Here is a 24340-nt window from a genome sequence, read left to right on the forward strand (position 1 = left end):
TATGCCGGGCAAAAGGAAGTATGGCCGCCGGAAACATCCAAACTTCTGTATCGGATACTTCAGGAAGCCTTATCCAATATCATTCGCCATGCTCAGGCTTTAAGGATACGTGTGCAGATCACGGAACAGGGAGAGCATCTGTACATGAGAGTAGAGGATGATGGTGTATTCGGTCAGCATCAACCGATTGTGCCGGGTTTCGGTTTATCCAGTATGGAAGCAAGGTGTGAAAGGGCAGGGGGAACGATGACGATTGAAGCGATCCATACCCAGGGTATGAGGCTGACTGTCTGCATTCCATATGGCGGCATAGAAGCAGCAGGAGGGGATGAGCTATGACCGAGTCAACAACAATTCGTGTGCTTCTGGTAGATGACCAACTTCTGGTCAGGCATGGATTACGTTATATCATTAATGCTCAGCAAGATATGGTTGTGGTCGGTGAAGCGGAAACGAAGCCGTGCGGCTCGCGGTAGAACTCAAGCCACACGTTGTATTTATGGATGTGCAGATGGAGAAAGGTGAAGGACTGGAGGCAACACAAGCGTTACTGGATGTGCTGCCTGAATGCAAGGTTGTCATTCTGACTACGTTTGATCAGAAGGATTATGTCTACCAGGGAATACGTGCCGGAGCCGTAGGTTATTTGCTCAAGGACGCCGCACCGGAAGAATTGATTGATGCGATCAGAGCTGCTCATCGCGGGGAAGCCATCTACAGAACTGCGGTAGCGGCCAAGGTTATTGGTATAGTGGTAAGGTCGACAAGAACAGTATCTCCAGACGAAAAAAGAGCCAATTCAGCCGTGAATTCGCCATTTAACGAGGTGAACGGTGAGCAGCCTTCGCTGCTTACAGATGCGTTCACTGGACGTGAGCTTGAAGTGCTGCAGCAGATGGCTTACGGTCGGCGCAATGAGGAGATTGCCCGGAAGTTGTTCATCGGTGAAAGCACGGTGAAAACGCATGTACATCGCATTTTGCAGAAGATACAGGTGGAGGATCGCACGCAGGCGGTCGTTTTTGCGATTCGGAACGGTTATGTAAAATAACAATATAAATAGGCCCTGTACCGTTCAAGCGGTTCAGGGCCTTCTGCTTATGTCGGATAGGTTGCTGTCATTTCGTGGTTAACGTTCGGTCTTGTGATCCTTGTGATTGGATGGATCTACCGGATGTGTAGGACGCGAGTGAGCTTCGGAGCTTTCTATGCTCGTTTGCTGAGGTGAGTAGAAGTTAATGATGTCGTCAACCGTGGAAAATACAACGTGTTCACTTGCTTTATAATGATCTGTTGGAATAAAAACCTCTTTTCTTGTGATGGATATAAGTGTAAGGAAGGTGTTTATACGGATACTTCGATGACAGAATAACCTTTCAATCGCTGTTATCTCCAGATTTTTTTGATTCCCTTTTCCTAAAGGGAAAATCCGGTGATAAGCGTATGCTTCCGATGCAGCTTTCTTTCAGAAAGCTTTCAGGCGAGCTTCTTCGCTTTTCCAGTTTTTTTCTGTCCTCTCCGTTATTGTATAAACAAAAAGTCCAAACTTATATGGTGATTGATGTAGATAAAACAACAAAGTAAGCATCGATGGGCAAAAATAAAGAGCTGCCGAAGGCAGCCCCCGTATCAATTACAGTTTAGTAACGTTCTCAGCTTGTGGTCCACGGTTACCTTGAGTTACTTCAAACTCTACACGTTGTCCTTCGTCCAACGATTTGTAACCATCACCTTGAATGGCGCTGAAGTGAACGAATACGTCTGTTCCTTCTTCAGTTTCGATAAAGCCAAATCCTTTGTCCGCGTTGAACCATTTTACTGTACCTGTTTGCATGTGATTCCTCCAAAAATAATAAGTTTTTTACGACCATTGGTATGAGCGGTATTCAATTCTGATTAATGCTCATCCGGCGGTTAAACCGAAGACTTTAAAGTCCACTAATGTATCGATCTATATCATCATAACACGCGTGCCAATATAAGTCAATTTTTATATGTATTTTCTAGAGGAAAATTTTATTATGAAAGCGCAACCCCTTGTCATACCGCATAAAAACATTCAGCAACAGCTTGGACTTTCGTTCAAAAAAGAAAGCGATTACATATATAGAGTTTTATTGTATATTATGTTGGAACCTTGAGATCAATGAGATCAGTTAATGACCAGGGGTAACAGCCTTTAGATAAAAAGGGAGGAATCAACATATGTACCGGGTCCTGCTCGTGGATGATGAGGAAGATGTGCGTGAAGGATTGGTCATCGAAGTCGATTGGGAAGCGCTCGATCTGCGTATTGCGGGTCTGGCCGAGAACGGGCGTGAGGCATTGGAGATGGCAGAGCGGGTGGAGCCGGACATTGTAATTACCGACATCAGCATGCCATTTATGGACGGTCTGGAACTGGCGCGAAGATTGAGAGAGCGGAATCCGCTGGTGAAGGTGGTTATTTTAACGGGATATGATGAATTTGATTACGCTCGTCAGGCGGTGTCACTTAGTGTAGATGAATATTTGCTGAAGCCATTCTCGGCAGGCCATCTTACCGAACTGCTCACCAGATTGCGCGCCCAGATGGAGGCGGAAATCGCTGAGCGTGAGGATGTACAGCAGTTGAGGGAGCACTATCGCTCCAGCTTGCCTTTATTACAGGCGGATCTGATTGCAACGATACTGCATCGTCAGAAATCTTCTTCCTATATATTAAGCAGAGCAAGTCAGTGCGGACTACAACTAATCGGTAAACGTTATGCTGTTTCTGTTCTGGTATTGCACCCGTCCGAAGATCCTGAATTAAAGCTATTTGCTGCACTTAATATTGCGGCAGAAGTCTGGACGGACCACACGGCAGGATATGCTTTTATGCATCAGGAGAGCGTTGTATTACTCTACGTGGAACCGCTGGGTGAATCAGAGACAGTCGGAGAGGCAGCAAAGCTGCAGCAGCAGGCGCTGGAAAATGTGGTACGCAGCATCCGTCACTATTTACGTGTACCCGTAACGATTGGGTCGAGTCGTCTTGTAGATACACTTCCCGATGTGAAACATGCATATGAGGATGCTCTGCTGGCACTGGATTATCGGCTAGTACCTGGAACGGATTCCCTGATCTACATTGCCGATGTAGAGCGTCAGGCCGCAGGCAAGCTGCGTTTTGATGAATTGAAACAACAGACGTTAACCCGCTGTTTGAAGGCTGGGACGCAGGCAGAGCTGGAAGAGGGGCTGCAAGTCATTTTCCAGGAAATTACGGTGGAGCATGGGCGAAGTGATATTCAGCTGTACTTGATCGAAGTGTTAACGACGGTGTGGAAGGCTGCGCAGGCCTCGGGTGAAGAGATGGAAGATATATTCGGCGCTGGATTCCAGCTGTATACGGATTTATTCCGACTGCCGGGTCTGTCCGAGGCACAGCATAAGGTGAGCGAAGTTTGTCTGCTTGTGCAGCAGCGGATATCTAGCGGACGCCAGCACGTTTACAAGGATATCGTGGAACAGGCACTTACGTTTACGAAAAAATATTATGCCGATCCGGATCTGTCCATTCAGAAGGTATGCGCACATCTGCATATCAGTTCCGGTTATTTTTGCAGCATTTTCAAAAAAGAAGTGCAGCTCACCTTCCTGCAGTATCTGATGCAGATTCGCATGGATGAGGCAAGGGAACTGCTTCGCTCCACAGAGCTGAAGTCGTTTCAGATTGCGGAGAAGGTGGGTTTTGCCGAGCCTAATTATTTCAGTTTTTGTTTTAAAAAACATATCGGGGTCTCGCCCAAAGAGTATCGTAAACAGGCCGCTGTGTCCCAGGAAGGTTCCCTTCAATGAGCTGGAGCACGTTAACTGCACGAATGAAAACGGTTGGAGCCAAACTCCGTCTGTATATGCGCTCGTCCAAGGTCAGCAGCATTCGTTCTATTATTACGTGGTCTTTCTCCATCTTCATTGTACTGGTTCTCACCATTATGGCGATATTGCTACATGACAAGTTCACGCAAGCTGCCGAGCGCAGTGCAGAGCTGTCCACAAGACAGATTGTGGATCAGGTCAGTTATAACCTGGAGGATTACGTACGCAGTATGTCCCATCTGTATCGTGCCATCGAGGAACATATGTTGCGGGACGGAACATGGGAAGCAGAGCAGGTGGACAAACAGCTGGATACCCTGCTTAGCAGCCGGGAAGATATCATTTCCATTACGCTGCTTGACGCGGATGGACAACTGCTCAAGAACAGACCTGCCGCCGCATTGAAACGCAGCGCTCACGTTACCCAGCAAGGATGGTTTCAATCCGCATTGCGTGTACCCAATCATCTGAGCTTTTCCTTGCCTCATATTCAGAATATGTACGCGGGTCCTTATAAGTGGGTCGTTTCGATGAGCAAAGGTATCACCATTAAGCACCAGGGTCAGGAGCAGCAAGTCATTTTGCTGGTGGATATCAACTTCAAGCAAATGGATGAACTGAGCAGCCGGGTCAGCCTGGGGCAACGGGGTTACGTCTACATTATTGATGAGAGTGCGGGCAACATTGTGTACCATCCGCAACAACAACTCATGTATATGGGATTGAAAAAAGAAAATATCGAGCAAGCCCTGGTAGCTACAGGCAGTTACGAAGACGAGGCCGATGGACAGAAAAGGTTGAACACCGTAAAGTCGGTGGCGAATATCGGCTGGAAAATCGTCGGCGTGGCTTATCTGGACGAGATTATGACGACACGGCAGGAAGTGAATGGCTATCTGATTCGTGTGCTGATCGTTGTGCTGGTGCTTGTCATTGTGGTATCCCTGTTTCTCTCCTCCAGTCTGACACGTCCCATCCGGCGGATGGAACGCAAGATGAAGGCCGTGGAGCGAGGGGATTTCAACGTGGAGCTACCGACAACGGGGCCACTTGAGGTCGAGCGTCTGGCGCGCAGGTTTAACCTTATGGTGAACAAAATCCGTAACCTGATGGATGAGATCATCCATGAACAGGAGCAGAAACGCCGTCTGGAGCTGGAGGCGCTGCAGGCTCAGATTAATCCACATTTTCTCTACAACACGCTGAATTCGGTTGTGCGTATGGTGGGCATGAGCCGTAATGATGAAGTCATCACAATGATTACGTCGCTTTCCCGGTTGTTTCGCATCAGTCTCAGTCAAGGCAAAACCATCATTACCGTCAGAGAAGAACTGGAGCACGCCCGCCACTACCTGACCATTCAGCAGATGCGATTCAAACACAAGTTCACCTTCACCATTCATGCGGATGAGGAGCTGCTGGACTGCCTGACCGTGAAGTTAATTCTGCAGCCGTTGATCGAAAATGCGATTGTACATGGCATCGAGTACCACATGGATGAGGGGAACATTGAGATTGAGGTTGAGCGTGAAGAGCACGCCATTTTGTTCCGTATTACGGATAACGGCGTAGGCATGTCGGAGGAACAGATGGAGGGATTGCTCAGCGGTCGTCCAGTAGTGAAAAGCGGAGCAGGCTCGGGTGTCGCTGTACGCAATGTACATGATCGCATCCGGCACTATTATGGTGAGGGATATGGGCTTGAATTCACCAGCGAGCTGGAGGAAGGCACAACCGTATGGATTCGGATTCCTGTTCAGGAAGAGCAGAAGGGGGACGGGATGAATGAAGGACTGTAGCGAAACCAGCAACCAGATCAAGAGCACACGCCGTGTATTGGCCAAAAAAAGCCAGGCAACTTTTCCGGTATCCCCGGAATTTCGGCCGTTCCGAGCTTTGTTCCAGACAGCATCAGCCTGCTGCCTGTTATTATGCGCTGCCTGCGGCATAGCGGAAGCGGATCAACCGGCGTCGTCGCCGCGCATTGCGCTCATTACGCCTGCGGGCACCGGAGAACTGGCCGAAGCGATACGCCTGGGAGCCGAGGCTGCCGCCAAAGAGCGCGGCGCACAGCTGCTTACCGTTGAAGCGTATCAGATGGATTCGGCTTCGCACACCTCTTCCAATGCGGACTATGTGATAAGTCCGCCACCTGCGAACACAGGGGGTGCCATTGACCGGGATTTCACTCGCAGTGAGCGTGAGCAGGCGCAGGTTCAGGCAGCAGATCTCGCATTGAAACAAGGGGCAACAGCGCTGCTTGTCGATCCGCTAAGTGAAGATGTCCTTAGCGATATCATTCGGGAAGCAGAGACAGCAAGAACGGATGGAGGTGTTGTGCCCGTTATTGTGCTGAATGATGAGTTCCCTGTTAAAGGCATAACCAGTGTCATCTCGATGGACAATCTCGAAGCCGGACGACAGGCGGGTGAAGCGATGGCAGAATTATTACAAGGGCACGGTCAGATTGCTTTAGTGGGCCCGGATGCACTGAATGCCGGCCTGGTTCTCCGGGAGCAGGGGATCAAGGATGTATTATCGCAGTATCCCGGCATTGATGTAATCCCGAGAACGGTGTGCAATAACCGGGATGCTTGCTGGCAAGCGGTAAAGCAACTACTGGATCAGCATGAGCTCACCGGGTTGATTGCTCTTCAAGAGCAGGCCTCGCTTGGGGCAGCGGATGAACTGCATCGCCGCAAGGATGAAAGGCCGATCAGCATTGTGGGGTTTGGTAGTGAGCAGCAGCAACTGGAGCAGCTGCAGGAAGGTGTGTTTCAACGATTGATTGTACAGAACGGGTACAGCGCCGGATACTTAGGGCTTAATCAAGCCCTTGCCAGACTGGATCGGAAGCATGTGCAGACCCGAGTCATTCTGGAAACCAAGGTCGTTAGTACAGACAATATGTTCTGGATGGATAACCAGAAGCTGTTATTTCCATTTGTGCAATGAAGATTAGATCATTGCGCCTCATTTATAAAGTATTTATATAAGTTGAACTGTTATTTTTACACATTAACGGAGAGGACAGAAAAAAACTGAAAAAACGAAGCGTTCGCCTTAAAGCTTTCTGAAAGAAAGCTACATCGGAAGCATACGCTTATCACCGGACTTTCTCCTTTGAGAGAAGGGAATCAAAAATCTGGGGATAACAGCGATTGGAAGGTTATTCTGTCATCGGAGTGTCCCGTGTAAACACCTTTAGTTCAACTTATATAGAATAGATGAATTGATGAGGATTTCGATAAAAGAGATGAAGATATTGTATTCGAAAGTAATGTAAACCCTTTCATAATAAAGACATCGGTAAAGCCGAATGAACTTGGGGGAGGTCATTTAAGAATGAAGAAGAAAACGTGGATGACATTTTTGCTTACGGTATGCATGGCTGTGGCGGCAGGGTGCAGCAACGGGGGAAACAGCGCCGGTGAAAGCGGCAGCGCAGGGACGGACAGTGGAACGAAAGCAGAAGCTGGAACACAAACTGAAAATCCGAAAATCGGGGTTGCGATCTATAAGTTTGACGATACGTTTATGACGGGAGTACGGAATGCGATGACTGCGGCAGCAGAGGGGATCGCTACCCTTGATATTGTAGACAGTCAGAATGCACAGCCGACTCAGAATGAGAAGGTGGACCTGTTTGTATCCAAGAAATACAATGCCATGGCGGTGAATCCGGTAGATCGGACAGCAGCAGGTGTCATTATTGATAAGGCGAAAGCGGCCAATATTCCGGTGGTATTCCTGAATCGTGAGCCTGTAGCAGAAGACATGAACAAGTGGGATAAAGTGTATTACGTTGGTGCCAAAGCAGAAGAGTCGGGTACGATTTCCGGTCAATTGATCGTGGATTACTGGAAAGCTCATCCGGAAGCTGATAAAAACGGTGACGGTAAGCTGCAATACGTCATGCTGAAAGGCGAACCGGGACATCAGGATGCCGAGCTGCGTACGAAATATTCCGTTCAGGCCATTCAGGACGCTGGTATTGAAGTCGAAGCGCTGGCTGAAGATACGGCGATGTGGGATCGGGTCAAAGGCCAAGAGAAAATGCAGGCATTCCTTGCTTCTCATGGCGACAAGATCGAAGCGGTGCTGGCGAACAATGATGACATGGCACTCGGTGCCATTGAAGCGTTGAAAGCAGCAGGGTACTTCAAGGATGGCAAAACGATGCCTGTTGTAGGCGTCGATGCTACAGCTCCGGCAATTCAGGCATTGCAGGATGGGACCATGCTTGGCACGGTGCTGAACGATGCCAAAAATCAGGGAGCTGCAACGGTCGCACTGGCTGCTGTTCTTGCCAAAGGTGAGACACCAACCAAAGAAAATACGAAATTTGATATTACGGACGGGAAATATGTGTGGATTGCTTACAAAAAAATTACGAAAGACAACATTGCCGACGCCCAATAACAGCAGCAGAGAGGGACGTATGTCATTCAGGCAACGTCCCTTTTTGGCCGGTTAGATGAAAGGGGAAGATACAAAATGCACTCACCTTATTTGCTGGAGATGAACGGAATTTCCAAAGCATTCCCCGGCGTACAGGCGCTTAGCGAGGTTACGCTGAAGGTGAAGCCGGGAACGGTTCATGCGTTGATGGGCGAAAATGGAGCGGGAAAGTCAACTTTAATGAAATGTTTGTTTGGAATGTATCGTCCGGATGCTGGCTCGGTTCGCATCGATGGCAAGGATGTAGAGATCCCAAGTTCGAAGGCAGCTTTACAGCATGGCATATCGATGATTCATCAGGAGTTGAATCCGGTTCCGCACCGTCCGGTGATGGAAAACATATGGCTGGGACGATTTCCGATGAAGGGTCTGTTGGTTGATGAGAAACGGATGTATGCCGATACGCTCGCACTGTTTCAGGATTTGAATTTGGATATTGATCCGAAGGCGCTCGCTGGAACATTGTCTGTGTCCAAGATTCAATCCATGGAGATTGCCAAAGCGGTATCCTTTCACTCCAAAGTCATTGTGATGGATGAACCAACCTCATCCCTGACAGGGAAAGAAGTGGAGCAACTGTTTACGATCATCAACAAGCTGCGAAGTCGCGGCGTGTCCATCATCTATATCTCACACAAGATGGAGGAAATTTTGACGATTTCCGATGAAGTGACCATTATGCGAGATGGGTTTGTAGTAGGTACCTGGGATGCAACGGATCTGACGACAGACTTGATTATTACCCGCATGGTTGGTCGTGATCTGAGCGAACGATTTCCGGAACGGCACAATGTGCCTGGCGAAGTCATTCTTCAGGCAGAAGGGCTGACATCCAATCAGCCGAATTCGTTCCAGGATGTCTCCTTTCATTTACGCAAAGGCGAAGTGCTCGGAATTGGCGGTTTGGTTGGTGCACAGCGGACGGAGCTGATGGAGTCCTTGTTCGGTTTGCGTGGACTCGCTTCAGGTACGATCTCTATTCATGGGCGCAAGGTGAAGATTACCTCGCCCTCAGCAGCCAAACGTCATAACATAGCGTTGTTGACCGAAGAACGACGAGTGACCGGGATTTTCCCCGTGTTGTCGGTCTATGAGAATACAATTATTGCAAGCCTGGGTCGCTACCAAAATCGTTTGGGTTTGTTGGATGAGAAGAAGGGGCGAGAAGAGGCACGGGAGCAGACACAGAAGTTCAGAACCAAAACCCCTTCGGTTAACACCCTTATTCGAAACTTATCTGGAGGGAATCAGCAGAAAGTGTTGCTCGCCCGCTGGCTCTTGACCAACCCGGAAATTCTGTTGCTCGATGAACCAACACGCGGAATTGACGTCGGAGCCAAGTTCGAAATCTATACGATCATTACTGAACTGGCTCGGCAAGGTAAAAGCATTATCATGATCAGCTCCGAGATGCCTGAATTGCTGGGGATGTCAGATCGCATTATGGTCATGAGCGAAGGACGTCTCACCGGTATTGTAGACGGAGCAGAGGCTACAGAGCAGCATATTATGAGGCTGGCCGCACAGCAGCGGATGACTGGTCAGGAGGAACACAAATGAATACACCCCTTGTTAATCAAGTGAAGCAATATGTAACGCAGCGTGCAATTTTTATCGTGCTGATTCTGCTTGTCGTCGGTATTGCGATTGCCGATCCAAACTTTCTCGCTTTTTCCACCTTGCGGGACATTCTGCAGCAATCCTCCACTCGTGCCATTATCGCACTGGGGGCGGCCTTCATTCTGGTAACGGGAGGCGTCGATCTGTCTGCCGGTCGTGTCGTTGGTCTAACAGCCGTTGTATCGGCCTCTATGTTACAGATTGATACGTATGCCAATCGATTTTTTCCGGATCTTCCACAATTATGGGTGGGGTTGCCGATCCTGATCGGTATTATAGCCGGGGTGCTCGTTGGATTAGTGAATGGGATTATCGTTGCCAAACTGCATGTGCCGCCTTTTATCGCAACGCTCGGCACGATGGTGGCTGTGTACGGACTGAACTCAATCTATTTTGATACAGAGCCGAACCAGTCACAGCCGATCGGCGGGCTTAGATCGGACTTTACCACGATAGGTTCAGGTTACATTGATCTCGGTGGAGGGTATTCGATTCCCTATATTGTACTGATTGCTATCGGCGTTGCACTGATCTGCTGGGTTGTGTTTAACAAAACACGTCTGGGTAAAAATATGTATGCCATTGGCGGAAACATTCAGGCCGCTCACGTATCGGGCATTCATGTCGCTCGGAACTTGATTGCGCTATATGCCATTGCTGGGGGACTCTACGGGCTGGGCGGCGTACTGGAAGCAGCTCGTACCGGCGGAGCAACAAACAATTACGGAAATATGTACGAACTGGATGCCATTGCTGCATGTGTTGTTGGCGGTGTATCCACGGCTGGCGGAATTGGAACCGTACCTGGCGTCATGGCGGGGGTGCTGATCTTCGGAGTTATCAACTACGGTCTCACTTTTATCGGGGTAAGTCCTTACTGGCAGCTGATTATCAAAGGATTAATTATTGTTGCAGCCGTGGCGTTTGATATTCGCAAATATATGGCTAAGAAATAATACAGTTCATCATATATTTTCTACCAGAACGATATGACCTATATGGAAAAGCAGCAAAGAAGCCAGCCCTCATACCTAGAGAGCTGGCTTTGATTATTTTACATTGAATTATCCCATACAGAATAAGAGTGAAGATATCGATATGTTCATTTTTTCATTTCAATCACTTCATATGTCCTATTGCTTTTGAAAATTATACATCCTTGCGAATTTTAACAGCTTCCAATAATCGACAACATCGGCTAATCATAATCGATATAATATTTGTGAATATATTTGTTAGTGTGACTTTTGTCTAAGGGGGCGAGGCTGTTTGCTAAGTTACACAATGAAGATGGTGATATTCCCACTAGGTTGCCTGCTTGTCATTGTATCCTCAATCATATTGGGACAAACAGCGCATCCGGTCTTGATGATGCTTACAGGTGTTTTGCTGATCATGAGCATATGGGGAGAGCAACGTTATCCATTTTTAAGAATGATACAATGGTTAATCCTTGGCGCATTTCATTATTTCAGTCAATTGAACTGGTGTAATCTGCTCTATTATATGCTTATTATTTCAATGATTCAGAACAAACAGCAAATGAGACAGAGCTTGCTGGTTTCACTGCTGCTCATGCTCCAGTATACGATCATTCGACTGACTTACGTGCCGACGGATGCATACACTCTACTGGTGTCTTTATTTGATCTTCTTACCTCGGTAGTGGTTATCGTTCTATACCACACCCTTATGAACAGTGAGTCCGAGAAACAGAAACTTCGGAAAAAAAATCAATTTCTGACCCTCCATGATCCGCTTACGGGATTGCTAAATTATGAAGGATACATGAAGGTGCTTCATCGGACGCTGGAGGAAGAACGATCTTTCCTCTTAGTTCTTTTGAATGTCAATAATTTTAGTGGATACAAGAAAGGATCAGATGATCCTTGGTGTTCAGTCATTAAGGGAATCGGAACTAAGATCACCAATCAGTTTCCCGAAGCTTATGGTATATCACGGTATGCAGGTGACCGATTCGCTATCGTGTTGCCGCAAATACCCTATATCGAAGAACGGATATCCTCCTTGCTGTCGAATCAGTTGCAGGGATTACAAGTAAGTTATAGCATATCGCGTTATCCGAGATCATCACAAACCTTGCAGCAATTCATGACCATTGCGGAGGATCAGTTGATCCAGCAGCAGCGTAGCCAGTGGATTAAAAATGAAGAGGAAGTATTTCGTTCCGAGAGACTGCGTGCTGTAGGTGAGCTTGCCGCGGGGATGGCACATGAGATACGTAATCCACTCACCGCGATCCGGGGTTTTTTGCAGTTGTCACGTGGGCAATCTTTCAATATTGCACCGTGGTATGAAGTGATTATGAGCGAGGTCACCAGAGTCACCGATTTAACGGGGGAATTTCTGCAATTTTCCAAACCACAAGTCCATCATATGAAACCGGAAAAGCTGGCACATTGTCTGGAGCGCGTCATGTCTTTGACCGAATCGGACGCTGCCTCAAGAGGGCATCGGATTACACTCCATGTAAAGGATGAGTCGGTTTTAGTGAACATGGATCGGGATAAAATTGTACAAGTTCTAATCAATCTGATTCGTAATGCATTTGAAGCGATGTCAGACCCCGGCGAGGTACATATCCATATGATGCAGGAAGGGGATAAGGCATTGATCTCGATAGCGGATACGGGCAGCGGTATTCCCGAGAGTTCGCTAACCGCGATTTTCAACCCATTTTTTACGACAAAAGAGGAAGGCACGGGGCTTGGTCTTGCGCTTTGTCAAAAAATTGTTCAGGATCATAACGGTAGAATTACCGTTCAGAGTGCAATGGGGGAAGGTTCCACTTTCACGTTATGCTTGCCTGTGGAGACGGATAAAATGGAATTGTTATAGGTCAGACCAGCACAAAAAGGGGGGATAAAACTTGCTGGGGATATTAGCAATATGGAATAAAGAAGGGCTGTCCTGCGGCTATCCATCGGTCATTAGTTATGATCAATCATCGATGGATAGCCGGACAGCCCCTATTGGCGTTTAGACTACTTATACGGACGTATTTTGTGACGTATCTCTTGCTCTGGTAGAAGGGGAGATCGATAACTTGCGCCACAACCATTCGACTGGACCGAGTGAATATTTGCGTAGCCAGAGGTGCGAGAAAAGCATTAATAACAGACAGATGCCAAACCACATTAGCAAAATAAAAAGGGAAGACGGTCGTCCGCCCAAGCCAATTCCCCATCCGTAGAAAAGCACTGAGGTGATGATATTTTGTACAATGTAACAGCTTAGCGCCATCTTGCCAATCTCACCGAAACGCTTGAACAGCGTAGGAAGTACCCCTTTTTCCACTCCATAAGCAATGACTCCGATATAACCAAGCGTAAGCACTGGCGCACTGATATAACGTACCCAAATATCCATAATCCCGCCGGGGACGAGCAACAGAAGATTTAGGGGAATGCCTGCCGCGAGTCCGACAATCATCAGTTTACGGCGTTTATGACGTCCAGAATCATCGTTGGAGAATACTCCTGTCCGCATAAGCAGTGCCCCCAGCAGAAAGAGAAAGACGTTCAGCGGGATGATGGCAATCGATTCTGCACGGAAAAAAACAAAGTTATTCAGCCGGAACATGACTTGTTCCCACCACGTTCCAGAAGCATACAGCTGTGTAATGGTATCCATCCCGTTGAAGGATGAACCGGATTCGAACGCAAGCAACGCTGTAATTCCTGTAACGCCGATCACATGTATGCTTCCGGCAATCGCCATTATCGTTAGCATAAAGCGCCTGGAGCGATGAATGATCAGGGATACAATCATACCTGTAATGGCATAACTCATTAACACGTCATATTCCATCACGAAGATGTAATGTAGTAGTCCGTCTAGTAGCAGAAGTACACATGACCAGATATAGACACCAGGCCATGCGTAGCCTTCACGAGCTGCTTTTTGGCGTTTCAATTCCATGCCGGCTCCAAATAGCAAAGTGAGCATACCTAGAAATTTTCCATTCACCAAGATGAGCATGATCGTCTGCATCAGGCGATCTCCTGAACTCCACCACGGTTCAAGAGCATTTCCGAATACCAGGTTCAGATCACCAAGGTAAGCAAAAATCCAGATGTTGGTTCCCAAGGTGCCAATAATCGCAAATCCCCGAAGAATGTCGAGTAGGGCAATTCGTTTCATGAAGTCCTCCTTTTTTTGGTACATATGAATTAAAATTAATATAACACAAATGTACTAAAAAGAAATATTAAATTTTAAAGGATATCAGGTTTGTGCGTAAATGGTCATTTCGTGATTTACAATTTATGTTTCGTAATCTGGAAAATATGGTATTATCTATTGAATGCAGTATAGTCTCAGAGACCAGCTAATATATCTGATGTATTCCATTCTTAATGAAAAAGGAGGCACCTGTGTGATTAAAAAACAATTTCTCCACCTTACAACGATGAAGTGGAAATCGATCGTAGCTACTTTTCTGGCAGTAATGCTATTTATGATGTCCGTTGTCCCGGCTCTTGCAGCTTCTCCAGGAAAAACTGTAAATGCATCAGCCAAATTGGCCTATAACCTAAAAGGACTCAAATTTAACCGAGTTGTGCAGAAAGCTTATATAGCAGACAAGTACGTATACGTAACGCAACGTGTAGACACGACGTGTCAACTATCCAGACTACTGATTAAAGGCAATAATGCCGAATACGTAGATCATATGACGATTACGAACAGCGGGCATTGCCAGACGCTGGATATGTATACGTACAACGGAGCGAACTATTTTTATTTTAGTTCCAAAGCGGATGTAGCACCTACAAATGTCTGGTCCCTTCAGGTAGCGAGACTTCAATATGCTGCTGGCAAAACTGTAGATTATACCGATCTTCATCGGTTTACTTATATGAACTATGCGAATAAAAAGGGTACGAAACAGGGAACGACATACCGAGTTGATGGCGGTGGCAATAGTAAATACACCGTGTTCCGGATTCAGACGAGGGAAGGCGGAAAGTCCAACACTGATAAGGTAGTCTGGTCTGTGTATGATACGGCTGCATTAAACAGGTTGCTTGATCAGAACAAGCAGGTTCGCATGGATAGCCCTGCGGCAATTAAAGCAGCAGTCTCCAGTTTCACACAGTCGGGTAGCGGAATTATTCGGCCAAATGGATCTTTCCAAGGGGTAGACTTGCTGGGTAAGACTCAAATATTTACATCTGGTGGGGCAGAAGGAGATACGCCTCAGATAGCTAAAATCTCAAGTTCAGGCACGTATCAGTCTCTTGTGAAAATAACGAATGTCGGAAAACATGAGATCGAGGGTGTGCAAAACAAGAACGGGAACGTTTATTTTCTGATTGTGGCCGATCCTGGAAACAAACAGAATGGGCAGAAAATATACTATGTTCCAGATAGCGTATTTTAAGAAAGATTGGGTTGGCCTCTGAGAACTAAACTGAGATATCCATCTATGTAATATGAAAATGAGTGTTTCAGCTGTCGTCCTTGCTCTGAAGGTATAGAGCAAAGACGGCGGCTTTTTTGACTTTATTGAAGATTTGACCTTCTCGTTACAGTTGTGCTACATTGTTATTAACTATTTGTTAATAACAAAATGTTAATAACAGAATGAGGTGCATGAATCATGTCTCATGGAGACAAAGCGCTTGACCCAGTCAACATTAGCGAAGAAGAATTCCTAAAAACCTATGATGCCGGAGATTACGAACGTCCCTCGGTTACTGTGGATATGCTCGTATTTACGATCCGAAGCGGAGAGCAGGAAAATTACCGTAAGCTGGCGGAACCGGAACTTGGTTTGCTACTGATTCGCAGGGGAGGTCACCCCTACCTTGGGCAGTGGGCTTTGCCAGGGGGATTTGTCTCCATAGATGAATCACTGGAGGATGCTGCCCGGCGGGAATTACAGACGGAGACGGGACTGGACGATATCTATCTGGAACAGCTGTATACCTGGGGAGATGTAGGCCGTGATCCGCGCACACGGGTCATAAGTTGCTCTTATATGGCCCTAGTGGACAGTAGTGAGCTGGAGCTTCAAGCGGGTGATGATGCCAGCGACGCAAGCTGGTTTCGAGTGGAGCAGAAACTCATCGAAGAGAAACGTCATATTCATGAACGTGGCCGGGTGACAGAGCGCAGATTGCAGCTTATTTTGAGCAATGAAGATGAGACGGAGCAATTATCGGCCATTGTGGAGACCAAGGAGAAGGTAGAGGGACGTGTGCGAAGTGGTAGTGTAGAACTGCTGGACGTTCAAGGGATCGCATTCGACCACGCCAAAATTATTCATTATGCGCTAGAGCGACTGCGCTCCAAAATTGAATATACGGATATTGCGTTTAATCTGATGCCTGAAAAATTTACGTTGACGGCATTGCAGAAGGTCTATGAGATTATTAGTGGCAAAAAACTGCTGGCAGCTGCTTTCCGGCGCAAAATGGCAGATTGGGTGATCGAGACGGGAGAGTATGCAAGTAGTGCAGGTCATCGTCCGTCCCGGTTGTACCGCCTAAATCCGGATAGGGAGACCCTGTAGGTGGGATCAGGAGGAGTCAGTATTTGATTTACAAGAAGTAAGTAAGTAAGTAAGTAAGTAAGTAAGTAAGTAAGTAAGTAAGTAAGTGCTAGTTTTATTGGGGAAGGAATGAGAGGTGATAGAGATGGAAAAGTTTACGTTTTTCTGGCGGACAGCTTCGCCGTTTTCCCAGTGGTTTTTGGCTGATTTTACGGTGAACGGGGTTCAATACACGAGCGCAGAACAATATATGATGCATCAGAAAGCGCTGCTCTTTAACGACCAGAATAATGCAGACAAAATTATGAAGACTCGTTCGGCTTCGGTGCAAAAAAAGCTGGGCCGACAGGTCGCAGGTTTTAACCAGACGATATGGGAAAGCGAGTGCCAGCGCATTGTCTATGAAGGCAATCGGGCCAAGTTTACACAGAACGAAGATCTGCTGGCTGCTCTACTCGCCACCCGTGGCACAACACTCGTGGAAGCGAGCCCGGATGATCGTATCTGGGGTGTCGGACTGGCGGAGGAAGACCCGCGTATTCGCAATCGAAAAACATGGCGAGGAACGAACTGGCTTGGCGAGATACTGACTCGTCTGAGAGAAGAAATAGGAAGTGATTACAATGAGTAATGTAGATAACTACAACAACTACAACAAAAACAACAAATACAATAATTTAAATAGTAAGACCGAGGAGTCTCGTAAGTCTAACGCATCAGCAGATCGTACTGGCGTTAACTCGCGTTCTGGACGTTCGCGTATTGCGCATCAAACGCTGGAGATTCTGGAAGAAGGCTTGTACGTAAACGGATATGACCGTGCAGTTCATATTAAGGAAAATATGGAGCAGGCCATTCAGAATTCGGTTCTCTATCGGCCTTCGGAGCTTTCTCTACTAGGGGAGAAGCTACGCAAAGGAGTATGCATAGATGAGCAAGCAAGCTCGGCAGGGAACCAACAAGGTACCGAGAAAATACCGTCCCGAGGGAACCCGGCTCGGATTGAAGTAACCAGTGAAACGACACTTGCAGCAGCAGCTCGTCTGACCCTGGAGGAAGGAAGAACGGATGTTGTCTGTCTGAATTTTGCATCCGCAAAAAATCCGGGCGGTGGTTTTCTCGGCGGAAGTCAGGCTCAGGAGGAAAGCTTGGCGCGGGCAACCGGACTGTACCCATGTATTGCCCAGATGCAAGAAATGTATGAGTACAACCGTAAGCAGCGTTCTTGCCTGTATTCGGATCATATGATCTATTCTCCTGAGGTTCCCGTAATCAGGGACGATGTTGACCGATTGCTGGATCAATATTACACAACCTCATTTATCACCGCTCCGGCAGTAAATGCAGGTGTTGTCAGAGAGCGGAACGAAGCGACGGATGAAGAGATCAGGTTGGTCATGAAGCAGCGTATTCGATACGTGCTGGAGGTTGCAGCTACCCAAGGTCATCGAACCATCGTACTGGGCGCCTTTGGCTGTGGTGTGTTTCGGAATGAACCGGCACAGGTGGCAGCGTATTTTAATGATGTACTGGTTGATGAAGGATACAAGAACTACTTTGATCACATCGTATTTGCCATTTATGACCGGAGTGCAGGACAGCGAACGTTGGAAACTTTCAAGCGCTTACTCTGATAAATTGAGCAGGGGAAGTGGGAGAGCAAGATGTTATGTAGACATCATTTAATAGAACGGACGTTATTTAACGCCTAATGTGCAGAGGGCAAAATAAACAAGAAGTTTGTAGTTTCAATAGTGAGATGCGATTTGGCAAGGAAGAGAAAGGTGGAACCAATATGCAGTTTCATGAACGACAACAGGATTTGTTTGAACTAGAGGATCACTATGCACTGGCACACTGCATATCCGCCGATGCGAGAATGGGTAAAGGAATTGCGGTACAATTCAGAGAGCGGTTTGATTTACAGACTCTTCAGGAGCAAGTAAGGCTGGAGCCGCTCGAAATTGGTCGATGTTATCCGGTTGGAAGAACGTTGAACTTGGTAACCAAAGCCAAATTTTCGAATAAACCTACGTATTTATCATTAACCCAGGCGGTAGAATCAATGCGTGATGTTTGTAAAGCGCAGGGGATCACTCGGCTGGCTATGCCTCGAATCGGTTGCGGGCTGGACAGATTGAAGTGGGAGAAAGTTAGTGTGATTATTCAGAACACATTTGCGGAGATGGATATCGAGATTGTTGTATGTACAGTATGAGCGATTATGCTTGCTATGATGGATGTAAAATAAAAAACCTCAGCTGGGTAAGGAAACGCGCGAGATACAGAGATAAGATGATTACGAAGTCTGATCCCTGTATTCATTGAGCTTGGAGCATGATTAATATGCGCTCTGTGCTCTTGCAAACGCGCTTCCGTTACCGAAGCGAGGTTTTTTGTTGTTTTTACTCGTAAGCGAAGCGGGGATTATTTTTTAGAAAACATTTCTTTCGCTTCATCCATAGCCATTTTGTTACCAATGGAAGAATAATCAAGCCAAGGCTGTGCTCCGATTGGGTAGACATGACCTGCTTTAACAGCTTTCAGTCCCTGCCAGATCGGATTGTTTTGCAGTTCCTTGAACATGGTTTGTGCTTCATCGTCCGAGTTAACCACGACAAAGATCGCGTCGGCATCATAATCAGGCAGTATTTCACGTGATACAACCTGATACGGTTTGGAAGTGTCCATTTCTTTGATACCTTTGGCTGGAGTCAGACCAAGATCATCGTACAAAATAGGGCCCATGGGACGGCGTGTGCTGAATACACGTAATTCCTTGGCGGTCACGCGAATCGCCATGACGGTGCCGTCACCGATCTGATCATGAATCAGCCCTTGGACTTCCTTCGTTTCGGTCTCGTAGTCCTTAATATATTGTTCCGCTTCCTTCTCGCGGTTTACCAGCTTGCCAATCTCTTTCAAGTGATCCCGCCATGTGCCATCGTCCAGATTGAACACATGTACAGGCGCAATTTTTTCGAATTTGGTCACATCGTTACCGGAAAACTCCTCATCCAGATAGATGACATCCGGTTTAAGAGCAAGCAGGGCTTCCATATCCGGATCTTTAACCGGGCCGAGTGGTGTCGTATCTTTCAGGCGATCAGCCACATGGGACAGGAAACCTTTCGCTTCCCCGCCGATGACAGAACCGACAGGCGTGATCCCGAGGGAAAGCAAATCATTGGTCAGGTGAATGGACATGGAAGCAATACGGGGTTCACCCGGAGCTGCGTTGTTGTTCGAATGGTCTGCCGAGGTGCTTGTGCCAGCATTGGTTTTTGAATCCCCCGAGCCAGATGTGGACGTTTTGGCTGTACCGCAGGCTGCGAGTACCAGCACCAAACTGATGGTTAACAAAAGCATTAGATTTTTTTTCAACATGTTTGTCATTCTCCTTGAACATCTCATGGATGGGATAGATTTTTTGATGTAACTATATAAGTTGAACTAAAGATCATTTACACGGACACTTCGATAACAGAATAACCTTACAATCGCTGTTATCCCCAGATTTTTTGATTCCTTTGTCTCAAGGATAAAATCCGGTGATAAGCGTATGCTTCCGATGTAGCTTTCTTTCAGAAAGCTTTTAGGCGAACGCTCCGCTTTTCCAGGTTTTTTCTGTCCTCTCCGTTATTGTGTAAATCAATAGTTCAACTTAAATGAATGGATCAAAATTCTTGGGATAGATATTTTTGTAATCATTTGGTTCGTACCAGCAGGTATAAAAAATAAGGTGCGCCAATCGCGGCGACAACAACGCCCGCTGGAATGGCGTTTGGTGCAAATATCGTCCGGCCCACCGTATCGGCAGCTACCAGAATGACCATGCCGATCAGCCCCGATGCCGGAATCAAGTGCCGATGCATCGGTCCAACCAATCTGCGGGCCAGGTGAGGGGCAGCCAGCCCGATGAAGCCGATACCTCCAGCCATAGATACACTGACCGCAGACAAGGCTACGGAACAGAGCAACAGCAGGATACGCCGGGAACGCACAGGTGTGCCGATGCTGGTGGCAGCAGCGTCGCCTAGATGGAAGGCGTCCAAGGTTTTGGAACGGCTCCAGATGTAGGCGATACAGAGCACGACCCAGGGAAGCAAAGCCTGTACATGAACCCAGTCACGACCCCACACACTGCCTGCAAGCCAGCGTGCAGCGAAGGAATACGTGTCTTCGTCCAGACGCAGAGACAGATAGAGCGTGAGTGCATGGAACCCGGCGGCAACAGCGATGCCAACCAGAATAAGTTTAATTGGTGATACACCGCTGTTTTTGTCATAGGACAGCAGCATGATGATCAGGGCAGCAGCCACACTACCGGCAAAAGCAAAGAGTGGAATCAACAGTGCTACTGAAGTATCCATGCTGAATGACAGGCTGACAAAAATCATTAGCCCAAAAGCTGCCCCGGCATGCAAGCCCAGAATCCCTGGGTCTGCAAGTGCATTGCGTGTAATGCCTTGCAGAGTTGCGCCTGCAATTCCGAGCCCTGCCCCGGCAAGCACGGTAACCAGTATGCGGGGCAGGCGGTAATCAAACAGGATGATCTGATCCTGTTCGCTTCCTTGTCCCAAAAAGGTCCGCACAACAGCCAGAGGAGATACGCGAACCGTACCTGTGTTCAGACTGATGAGGATCACCAGAGTTGCGAGACAGAGCAGAACGATGCTGACGATGATTGCCCTTTGGCCACGAGAGGTTGGATTGAACTTCTCCAAAGGGATTCTGACGACGGATTTCATTCTCCGTTTCATCACTACAGAGCCCTCCTTTCCTTGCGGGCCAGATAGAGGAAGAACGGTACGCCGACAAAAGCAACCATGATGCCTACGGCCAGTTCCTGAGGCGGATTTACAATTCGGGCACCGAGATCAGCGAGCACAAGTAGAATTGCCCCGAGCAGGGATGACATGGGAATGATCAGCCGATAATCTACGCCCACCAGCTTGCGAGACATGTGAGGAATCACTAGCCCTACAAATCCAATCGAACCTACAGCGGAGACAGACACCCCCGCGAGCACAACGACAGCAGCAAGGGCAAGAAAGCGAGTCCAGCGCAGGTTCATCCCGAGATTAATGGCGACCTCTTCCCCCAGAGACATGAGCGAGACACGCCGTGCGAGCGGCATGGTTAACAACAGTGTAAGCAGCAGTACCGGCAGGATCAGTTTCAGGTGCTGCCATTCAATACCCCCAAAACCACCCGCGTACCAGAAGGCCAGATCCTGACTCAGGTCAAAATAAATGGCGACCCCGGTACTCAGCGAACCGAGCATAGCGGCAATCACTGCACCAGCCACTGTGAGCCTGATTGAGCTCAGGCCCCCGGGGGCCGCCATGCCAAGCAGGAAGATGAGCACGGTGCCGAGCACCGCTCCTATAAACGACAAAAGCATAATCCAGCCGTACGGTAATCCCGGCCAGAAGGCAAAGCTTAATGCCACAACAAATGTTGCTCCGGCATTAATGCCGAGGATACCGGTGTCTGCCAGCGGATTGCGAGTAATACCTTGCATCAAAGCCCCGGCTACGGCAAAGGCGGCTCCAATGACAGCGGCAGCCAGCACTCGTGGCAGTCTCAATTCATGAATGATCTGATGAGACGTCAGGGAAGGGCTATATTGGAATACGGCAGCCCAGACCGTTTCCAGTGTTAATCCCTTGGCCCCCAATGAGATGGCAACAAACATACTGATCAGCAGAATCGCGATAGCGGATAGAAACATCAGGCCAACCGATACTGCGGATCGTTTAACATGAGACGGACGCTGAGGTAGTCCCGGATGATGGATACGGGTCACTCCTTTATAACAAATAACATCTTTCGTTGTTATTGATTATCATTATCAATTAGTGATTATTATAAAATCTTAATCCAAGCCCGTACATGGCATAAATTAAGATTTAGGAAATGGACATTTTTTAGATTACAAAAGTACAGGCTTGTTCGTCAACATCGAGAGCGCTTCCTCGAGCTGGATGTTGATGGAATATGGGGCGTAGACAACCCAAGTGTTCCAATCCACAAGATGGACCTGTCCGTTGCGAACAGCGGGATGACTGTTCCATAACGGATCATTCTTTAATTTTTGCAGCAGTGTTGCTCGGTTATGCAGTTTATCTGTTGCAAGCACAAGTACATCGGCTTCCAGACCGTCCCATTGTCCGGGTGTAAAAGGCATCCAGTTGAAGCCAATCCCGGGAGCTTTGCCTTGCAGTTCAGCCTGAATTCGCTCAGGTGCAGCGAGTTGTAACGTGCGGTAGAACACATGGCCGAAGTTACGGTGACTGTACATTCGGGGGCCCTTGGCTGTTAACGTACCTACAGCTATAGTCAGATCGCCAGCCAGTTCTCTGATCTTCTTACGTGCACGCTCTGCTTTGCGTTCGTGTCGATCCATCCATTCTTTTGCCGCCTGAGTCCGATCTACAATGGAAGCGATTCGTTCCAAATGGCCGAACATATCAGTCTGGTTCCACGGGACGGTAATAATAGGAGCGACATCTCCAATATGCTCCATCGCTCTGGCCGCAGCGTTATCTTTGGTCAGAATCAGGTCGGGATTCACATCCAGAAAAGCTTGCCGTCCCTGTTCCCAAGGTTCATACGCATGAAAAGGCAGCTTAAGCGACTGAGGCAGATGTGGCAGATGGCCTTGTATCTGGGCAGCACATGGGGTGATGCCGAGCGTCATCAAATGGTCGGTATACGGATAAGAAAGGGACACGATGTTGCGATGAACCTGCTTGGCATAAGATGTTGGGGCATAACCCGCATAGTTGCGAAAACGTCTGCTGAAGTAAAATTCGTCACGGTAACCGACCTCGCGCGCAATATCGCGAATGCGCAAATTCGAGGTCATCAGCATTTCCTTGGCCCGATTCATGCGCAGATGAGTAATATATTCAGTCGGATTTTTTTGCATCCGGCTTTTGAACAGCTGGGAGTAATACGACGGATGCATGCCCGCCAGTTCAGCGAGTGTATCCAGCTTGATCTCGTACATATAATGCTGCTGCATATATTGAAGTGTTGATTTTAGCCAAGACTCGGGATCATCCTGCTCCTGTTCCTCTACAGGGGTTGGATTGCTTTCAGGCCAGAGCATATAGAGCAGTTCAGTCAATAGTAATTGTGCTTTGATTTCACGGGATGCTGTTTCGTTATCGGGATGTGCGAGTTCGGTCAATTGGGCAGCCATTCGTTGTATGCCGTAAAAGGGACCTTGAATCCATCCGGTAACGGGTAAATGAAGTTCACGTTCATAGATGCGCTTCGCTTCTGTTTTCTCTGTCACTCGAAACAGATCAAATTCAAGTATGTACAACTCAGTATCGTGATCGGCATCCGATACAAGTTCCAGACGGGTTCCGGGTGGGTACAAGCAAGCCGCTTTGCGAACAACGCGGGCTGGATCGGCACCCACAATCTGAGTTCCCGTGAAGCGATGCATATAAATGAGAGTATGATGCGGTAGCTCGTCTGTCTGCCATTGGAAGCGGCCGTGTGTATTGATGTGTTCTGCCCGTCGAAGTTCAACCAAAGCATGGCCCAGGAACTGCTGAAGTTCATCGCGAGACGTTGCAAGTGCCGAGCGAGTAGGGTTATTAGCCAAGCTAATAGGGCCATTAGCCGAGCGTGTAGGGCCATGATTAGAAGCGAGACCATTCGTTGGCTTGGATACGGACCGAGGAATATCGGCCAACGTATCAGTGTTTATTTTTTTCAGAGTAGTCTCCGTCGTTAGTTGTTGTGCATTTATATTAGCATCGCCACGAGGGCGCATAGTCAGCTTGTCGTCTGAAGGTATGCGGTTATGGCCTTGGTTTGGCTCAGTGATCATGGCGTACCTTCCTTTCATTGGGGTCTATAAGTTCTTCTAAA

19 protein-coding genes and 1 pseudogene are annotated in these 24340 nt (G+C 47.7%); 14 read left to right on the forward strand and 6 right to left on the reverse strand.

Annotated features, from left to right (window positions below):
- The first annotated feature begins 45 nt into the window (after positions 1 to 45).
- The gene (locus AB4Z30_RS10515; RefSeq protein WP_441926602.1) at positions 46 to 339 is read left to right on the forward strand and encodes a sensor histidine kinase; all 294 of its coding nucleotides are present in this window, start codon (positions 46 to 48) and stop codon (positions 337 to 339) included.
- A pseudogene (locus tag AB4Z30_RS10520) lies at positions 336 to 1051 on the forward strand (response regulator). Before AB4Z30_RS10515 ends, AB4Z30_RS10520 begins: the two are co-directional and overlap by 4 nt.
- Positions 1052 to 1633: 582 nt before the next feature.
- Here the strand turns inward: AB4Z30_RS10520 and AB4Z30_RS10525 are convergent.
- Positions 1634 to 1834 carry a cold-shock protein gene (locus tag AB4Z30_RS10525; protein ID WP_293201638.1) on the reverse strand — a complete coding sequence of 67 codons (201 nt, stop codon included), beginning with the start codon at positions 1832 to 1834 and terminating at the stop codon, positions 1634 to 1636.
- A gap of 371 nt (positions 1835 to 2205) precedes the next feature.
- On the opposite strand from AB4Z30_RS10525, the gene AB4Z30_RS10530 reads away from it, so the two are divergent.
- From AB4Z30_RS10530 to AB4Z30_RS10560, 7 genes are all read left to right on the forward strand, one after another.
- Positions 2206 to 3822: a response regulator gene (locus AB4Z30_RS10530; protein ID WP_441925979.1), complete on the forward strand. Its 1617-nt coding sequence runs from the start codon at positions 2206 to 2208 to the stop codon at positions 3820 to 3822.
- A complete protein-coding gene (locus AB4Z30_RS10535) occupies positions 3819 to 5642 on the forward strand; it encodes a cache domain-containing sensor histidine kinase (protein WP_441925981.1) in 1824 nt (607 codons plus the stop codon). The genes AB4Z30_RS10530 and AB4Z30_RS10535 overlap by 4 nt, the downstream gene beginning before the upstream one ends.
- Positions 5629 to 6798 carry a substrate-binding domain-containing protein gene (locus AB4Z30_RS10540; protein ID WP_441925983.1) on the forward strand — a complete coding sequence of 390 codons (1170 nt, stop codon included), beginning with the start codon at positions 5629 to 5631 and terminating at the stop codon, positions 6796 to 6798. The genes AB4Z30_RS10535 and AB4Z30_RS10540 overlap by 14 nt, the downstream gene beginning before the upstream one ends.
- 390 nt (positions 6799 to 7188) lie before the next feature.
- Positions 7189 to 8265: a galactose ABC transporter substrate-binding protein gene (locus AB4Z30_RS10545; RefSeq protein ID WP_441925985.1), complete on the forward strand. Its 1077-nt coding sequence runs from the start codon at positions 7189 to 7191 to the stop codon at positions 8263 to 8265.
- A 75-nt stretch (positions 8266 to 8340) separates the two neighbouring features.
- Complete coding sequence (locus AB4Z30_RS10550; RefSeq protein WP_441925987.1) at positions 8341 to 9864, forward strand: sugar ABC transporter ATP-binding protein; 1524 nt, start codon at positions 8341 to 8343, stop codon at positions 9862 to 9864.
- Positions 9861 to 10880, forward strand: a complete 1020-nt coding sequence (gene mglC / locus AB4Z30_RS10555) for a galactose/methyl galactoside ABC transporter permease MglC (RefSeq protein WP_441925989.1) — start codon at positions 9861 to 9863, stop codon at positions 10878 to 10880. Before AB4Z30_RS10550 ends, mglC begins: the two co-directional genes overlap by 4 nt.
- A 313-nt stretch (positions 10881 to 11193) precedes the next feature.
- Entirely contained in the window at positions 11194 to 12783 is a 1590-nt protein-coding gene (locus tag AB4Z30_RS10560; RefSeq protein ID WP_441925991.1) for an ATP-binding protein, read from the forward strand.
- A gap of 150 nt (positions 12784 to 12933) precedes the next feature.
- On the opposite strand, the gene AB4Z30_RS10565 is transcribed toward AB4Z30_RS10560, so the two are convergent.
- On the reverse strand, positions 12934 to 14088 hold the full coding sequence (locus tag AB4Z30_RS10565; RefSeq protein ID WP_441925993.1) for a DUF418 domain-containing protein: 1155 nt from the start codon (positions 14086 to 14088) through the stop codon (positions 12934 to 12936).
- A gap of 268 nt (positions 14089 to 14356) precedes the next feature.
- Between AB4Z30_RS10565 and AB4Z30_RS10570 the strand changes: the two genes are divergently transcribed.
- From AB4Z30_RS10570 to AB4Z30_RS10590, 5 genes are all read left to right on the forward strand, one after another.
- Complete coding sequence (locus AB4Z30_RS10570) at positions 14357 to 15331, forward strand: hypothetical protein (RefSeq protein ID WP_441926604.1); 975 nt, start codon at positions 14357 to 14359, stop codon at positions 15329 to 15331.
- A 219-nt stretch (positions 15332 to 15550) separates the two neighbouring features.
- On the forward strand, positions 15551 to 16465 hold the full coding sequence (locus tag AB4Z30_RS10575; RefSeq protein ID WP_441925995.1) for an NUDIX hydrolase: 915 nt from the start codon (positions 15551 to 15553) through the stop codon (positions 16463 to 16465).
- 124 nt (positions 16466 to 16589) lie between these two features.
- Complete coding sequence (locus AB4Z30_RS10580; protein WP_441925997.1) at positions 16590 to 17075, forward strand: NADAR family protein; 486 nt, start codon at positions 16590 to 16592, stop codon at positions 17073 to 17075.
- Positions 17068 to 18078 carry a TIGR02452 family protein gene (locus tag AB4Z30_RS10585; protein WP_441925999.1) on the forward strand — a complete coding sequence of 337 codons (1011 nt, stop codon included), beginning with the start codon at positions 17068 to 17070 and terminating at the stop codon, positions 18076 to 18078. The genes AB4Z30_RS10580 and AB4Z30_RS10585 overlap by 8 nt, the downstream gene beginning before the upstream one ends.
- Before the next feature lie 161 nt (positions 18079 to 18239).
- Positions 18240 to 18662 carry a macro domain-containing protein gene (locus AB4Z30_RS10590; protein WP_441926001.1) on the forward strand — a complete coding sequence of 141 codons (423 nt, stop codon included), beginning with the start codon at positions 18240 to 18242 and terminating at the stop codon, positions 18660 to 18662.
- 209 nt (positions 18663 to 18871) lie between these two features.
- On the opposite strand, the gene AB4Z30_RS10595 is transcribed toward AB4Z30_RS10590, so the two are convergent.
- The 4 genes from AB4Z30_RS10595 to AB4Z30_RS10610 form a co-directional block, all read right to left on the reverse strand.
- A complete protein-coding gene (locus tag AB4Z30_RS10595; RefSeq protein WP_441926606.1) occupies positions 18872 to 19828 on the reverse strand; it encodes an ABC transporter substrate-binding protein in 957 nt (318 codons plus the stop codon).
- 323 nt (positions 19829 to 20151) lie between these two features.
- On the reverse strand, positions 20152 to 21195 hold the full coding sequence (locus AB4Z30_RS10600; RefSeq protein WP_441926608.1) for a FecCD family ABC transporter permease: 1044 nt from the start codon (positions 21193 to 21195) through the stop codon (positions 20152 to 20154).
- 14 nt (positions 21196 to 21209) lie between these two features.
- Complete coding sequence (locus AB4Z30_RS10605) at positions 21210 to 22181, reverse strand: FecCD family ABC transporter permease (RefSeq protein ID WP_441926003.1); 972 nt, start codon at positions 22179 to 22181, stop codon at positions 21210 to 21212.
- Positions 22182 to 22382: 201 nt separating this feature from the next.
- Positions 22383 to 24299: an AraC family transcriptional regulator gene (locus AB4Z30_RS10610; protein WP_441926005.1), complete on the reverse strand. Its 1917-nt coding sequence runs from the start codon at positions 24297 to 24299 to the stop codon at positions 22383 to 22385.
- Positions 24300 to 24340 lie beyond the last annotated feature (41 nt).

It is taken from the genome of Paenibacillus sp. 2TAF8, from assembly GCF_052114825.1.
Taxonomy (GTDB): Bacteria; Bacillota; Bacilli; order Paenibacillales; family Paenibacillaceae; genus Paenibacillus.

What these genes read in the sequence shown, in the direction of transcription:
- AB4Z30_RS10525 (WP_293201638.1), bottom strand. Translation starts at nt 1,834, where the DNA reads ATGCAAACAGGTACAGTAAAATGGTTCAACGCGGACAAAGGATTTGGC.
- AB4Z30_RS10530 (WP_441925979.1), top strand. Translation starts at nt 2,206, where the DNA reads ATGTACCGGGTCCTGCTCGTGGATGATGAGGAAGATGTGCGTGAAGGA.
- AB4Z30_RS10535 (WP_441925981.1), top strand. Translation starts at nt 3,819, where the DNA reads ATGAGCTGGAGCACGTTAACTGCACGAATGAAAACGGTTGGAGCCAAA.
- AB4Z30_RS10540 (WP_441925983.1), top strand. Translation starts at nt 5,629, where the DNA reads ATGAAGGACTGTAGCGAAACCAGCAACCAGATCAAGAGCACACGCCGT.
- AB4Z30_RS10545 (WP_441925985.1), top strand. Translation starts at nt 7,189, where the DNA reads ATGAAGAAGAAAACGTGGATGACATTTTTGCTTACGGTATGCATGGCT.
- AB4Z30_RS10550 (WP_441925987.1), top strand. Translation starts at nt 8,341, where the DNA reads ATGCACTCACCTTATTTGCTGGAGATGAACGGAATTTCCAAAGCATTC.
- mglC (WP_441925989.1), top strand. Translation starts at nt 9,861, where the DNA reads ATGAATACACCCCTTGTTAATCAAGTGAAGCAATATGTAACGCAGCGT.
- AB4Z30_RS10565 (WP_441925993.1), bottom strand. Translation starts at nt 14,088, where the DNA reads ATGAAACGAATTGCCCTACTCGACATTCTTCGGGGATTTGCGATTATT.
- AB4Z30_RS10570 (WP_441926604.1), top strand. Translation starts at nt 14,357, where the DNA reads ATGAAGTGGAAATCGATCGTAGCTACTTTTCTGGCAGTAATGCTATTT.
- AB4Z30_RS10575 (WP_441925995.1), top strand. Translation starts at nt 15,551, where the DNA reads ATGTCTCATGGAGACAAAGCGCTTGACCCAGTCAACATTAGCGAAGAA.
- AB4Z30_RS10580 (WP_441925997.1), top strand. Translation starts at nt 16,590, where the DNA reads ATGGAAAAGTTTACGTTTTTCTGGCGGACAGCTTCGCCGTTTTCCCAG.
- AB4Z30_RS10585 (WP_441925999.1), top strand. Translation starts at nt 17,068, where the DNA reads ATGAGTAATGTAGATAACTACAACAACTACAACAAAAACAACAAATAC.
- AB4Z30_RS10590 (WP_441926001.1), top strand. Translation starts at nt 18,240, where the DNA reads ATGCAGTTTCATGAACGACAACAGGATTTGTTTGAACTAGAGGATCAC.
- AB4Z30_RS10600 (WP_441926608.1), bottom strand. Translation starts at nt 21,195, where the DNA reads ATGAAATCCGTCGTCAGAATCCCTTTGGAGAAGTTCAATCCAACCTCT.
- AB4Z30_RS10605 (WP_441926003.1), bottom strand. Translation starts at nt 22,181, where the DNA reads ATGTTTCTATCCGCTATCGCGATTCTGCTGATCAGTATGTTTGTTGCC.
- AB4Z30_RS10610 (WP_441926005.1), bottom strand. Translation starts at nt 24,299, where the DNA reads ATGATCACTGAGCCAAACCAAGGCCATAACCGCATACCTTCAGACGAC.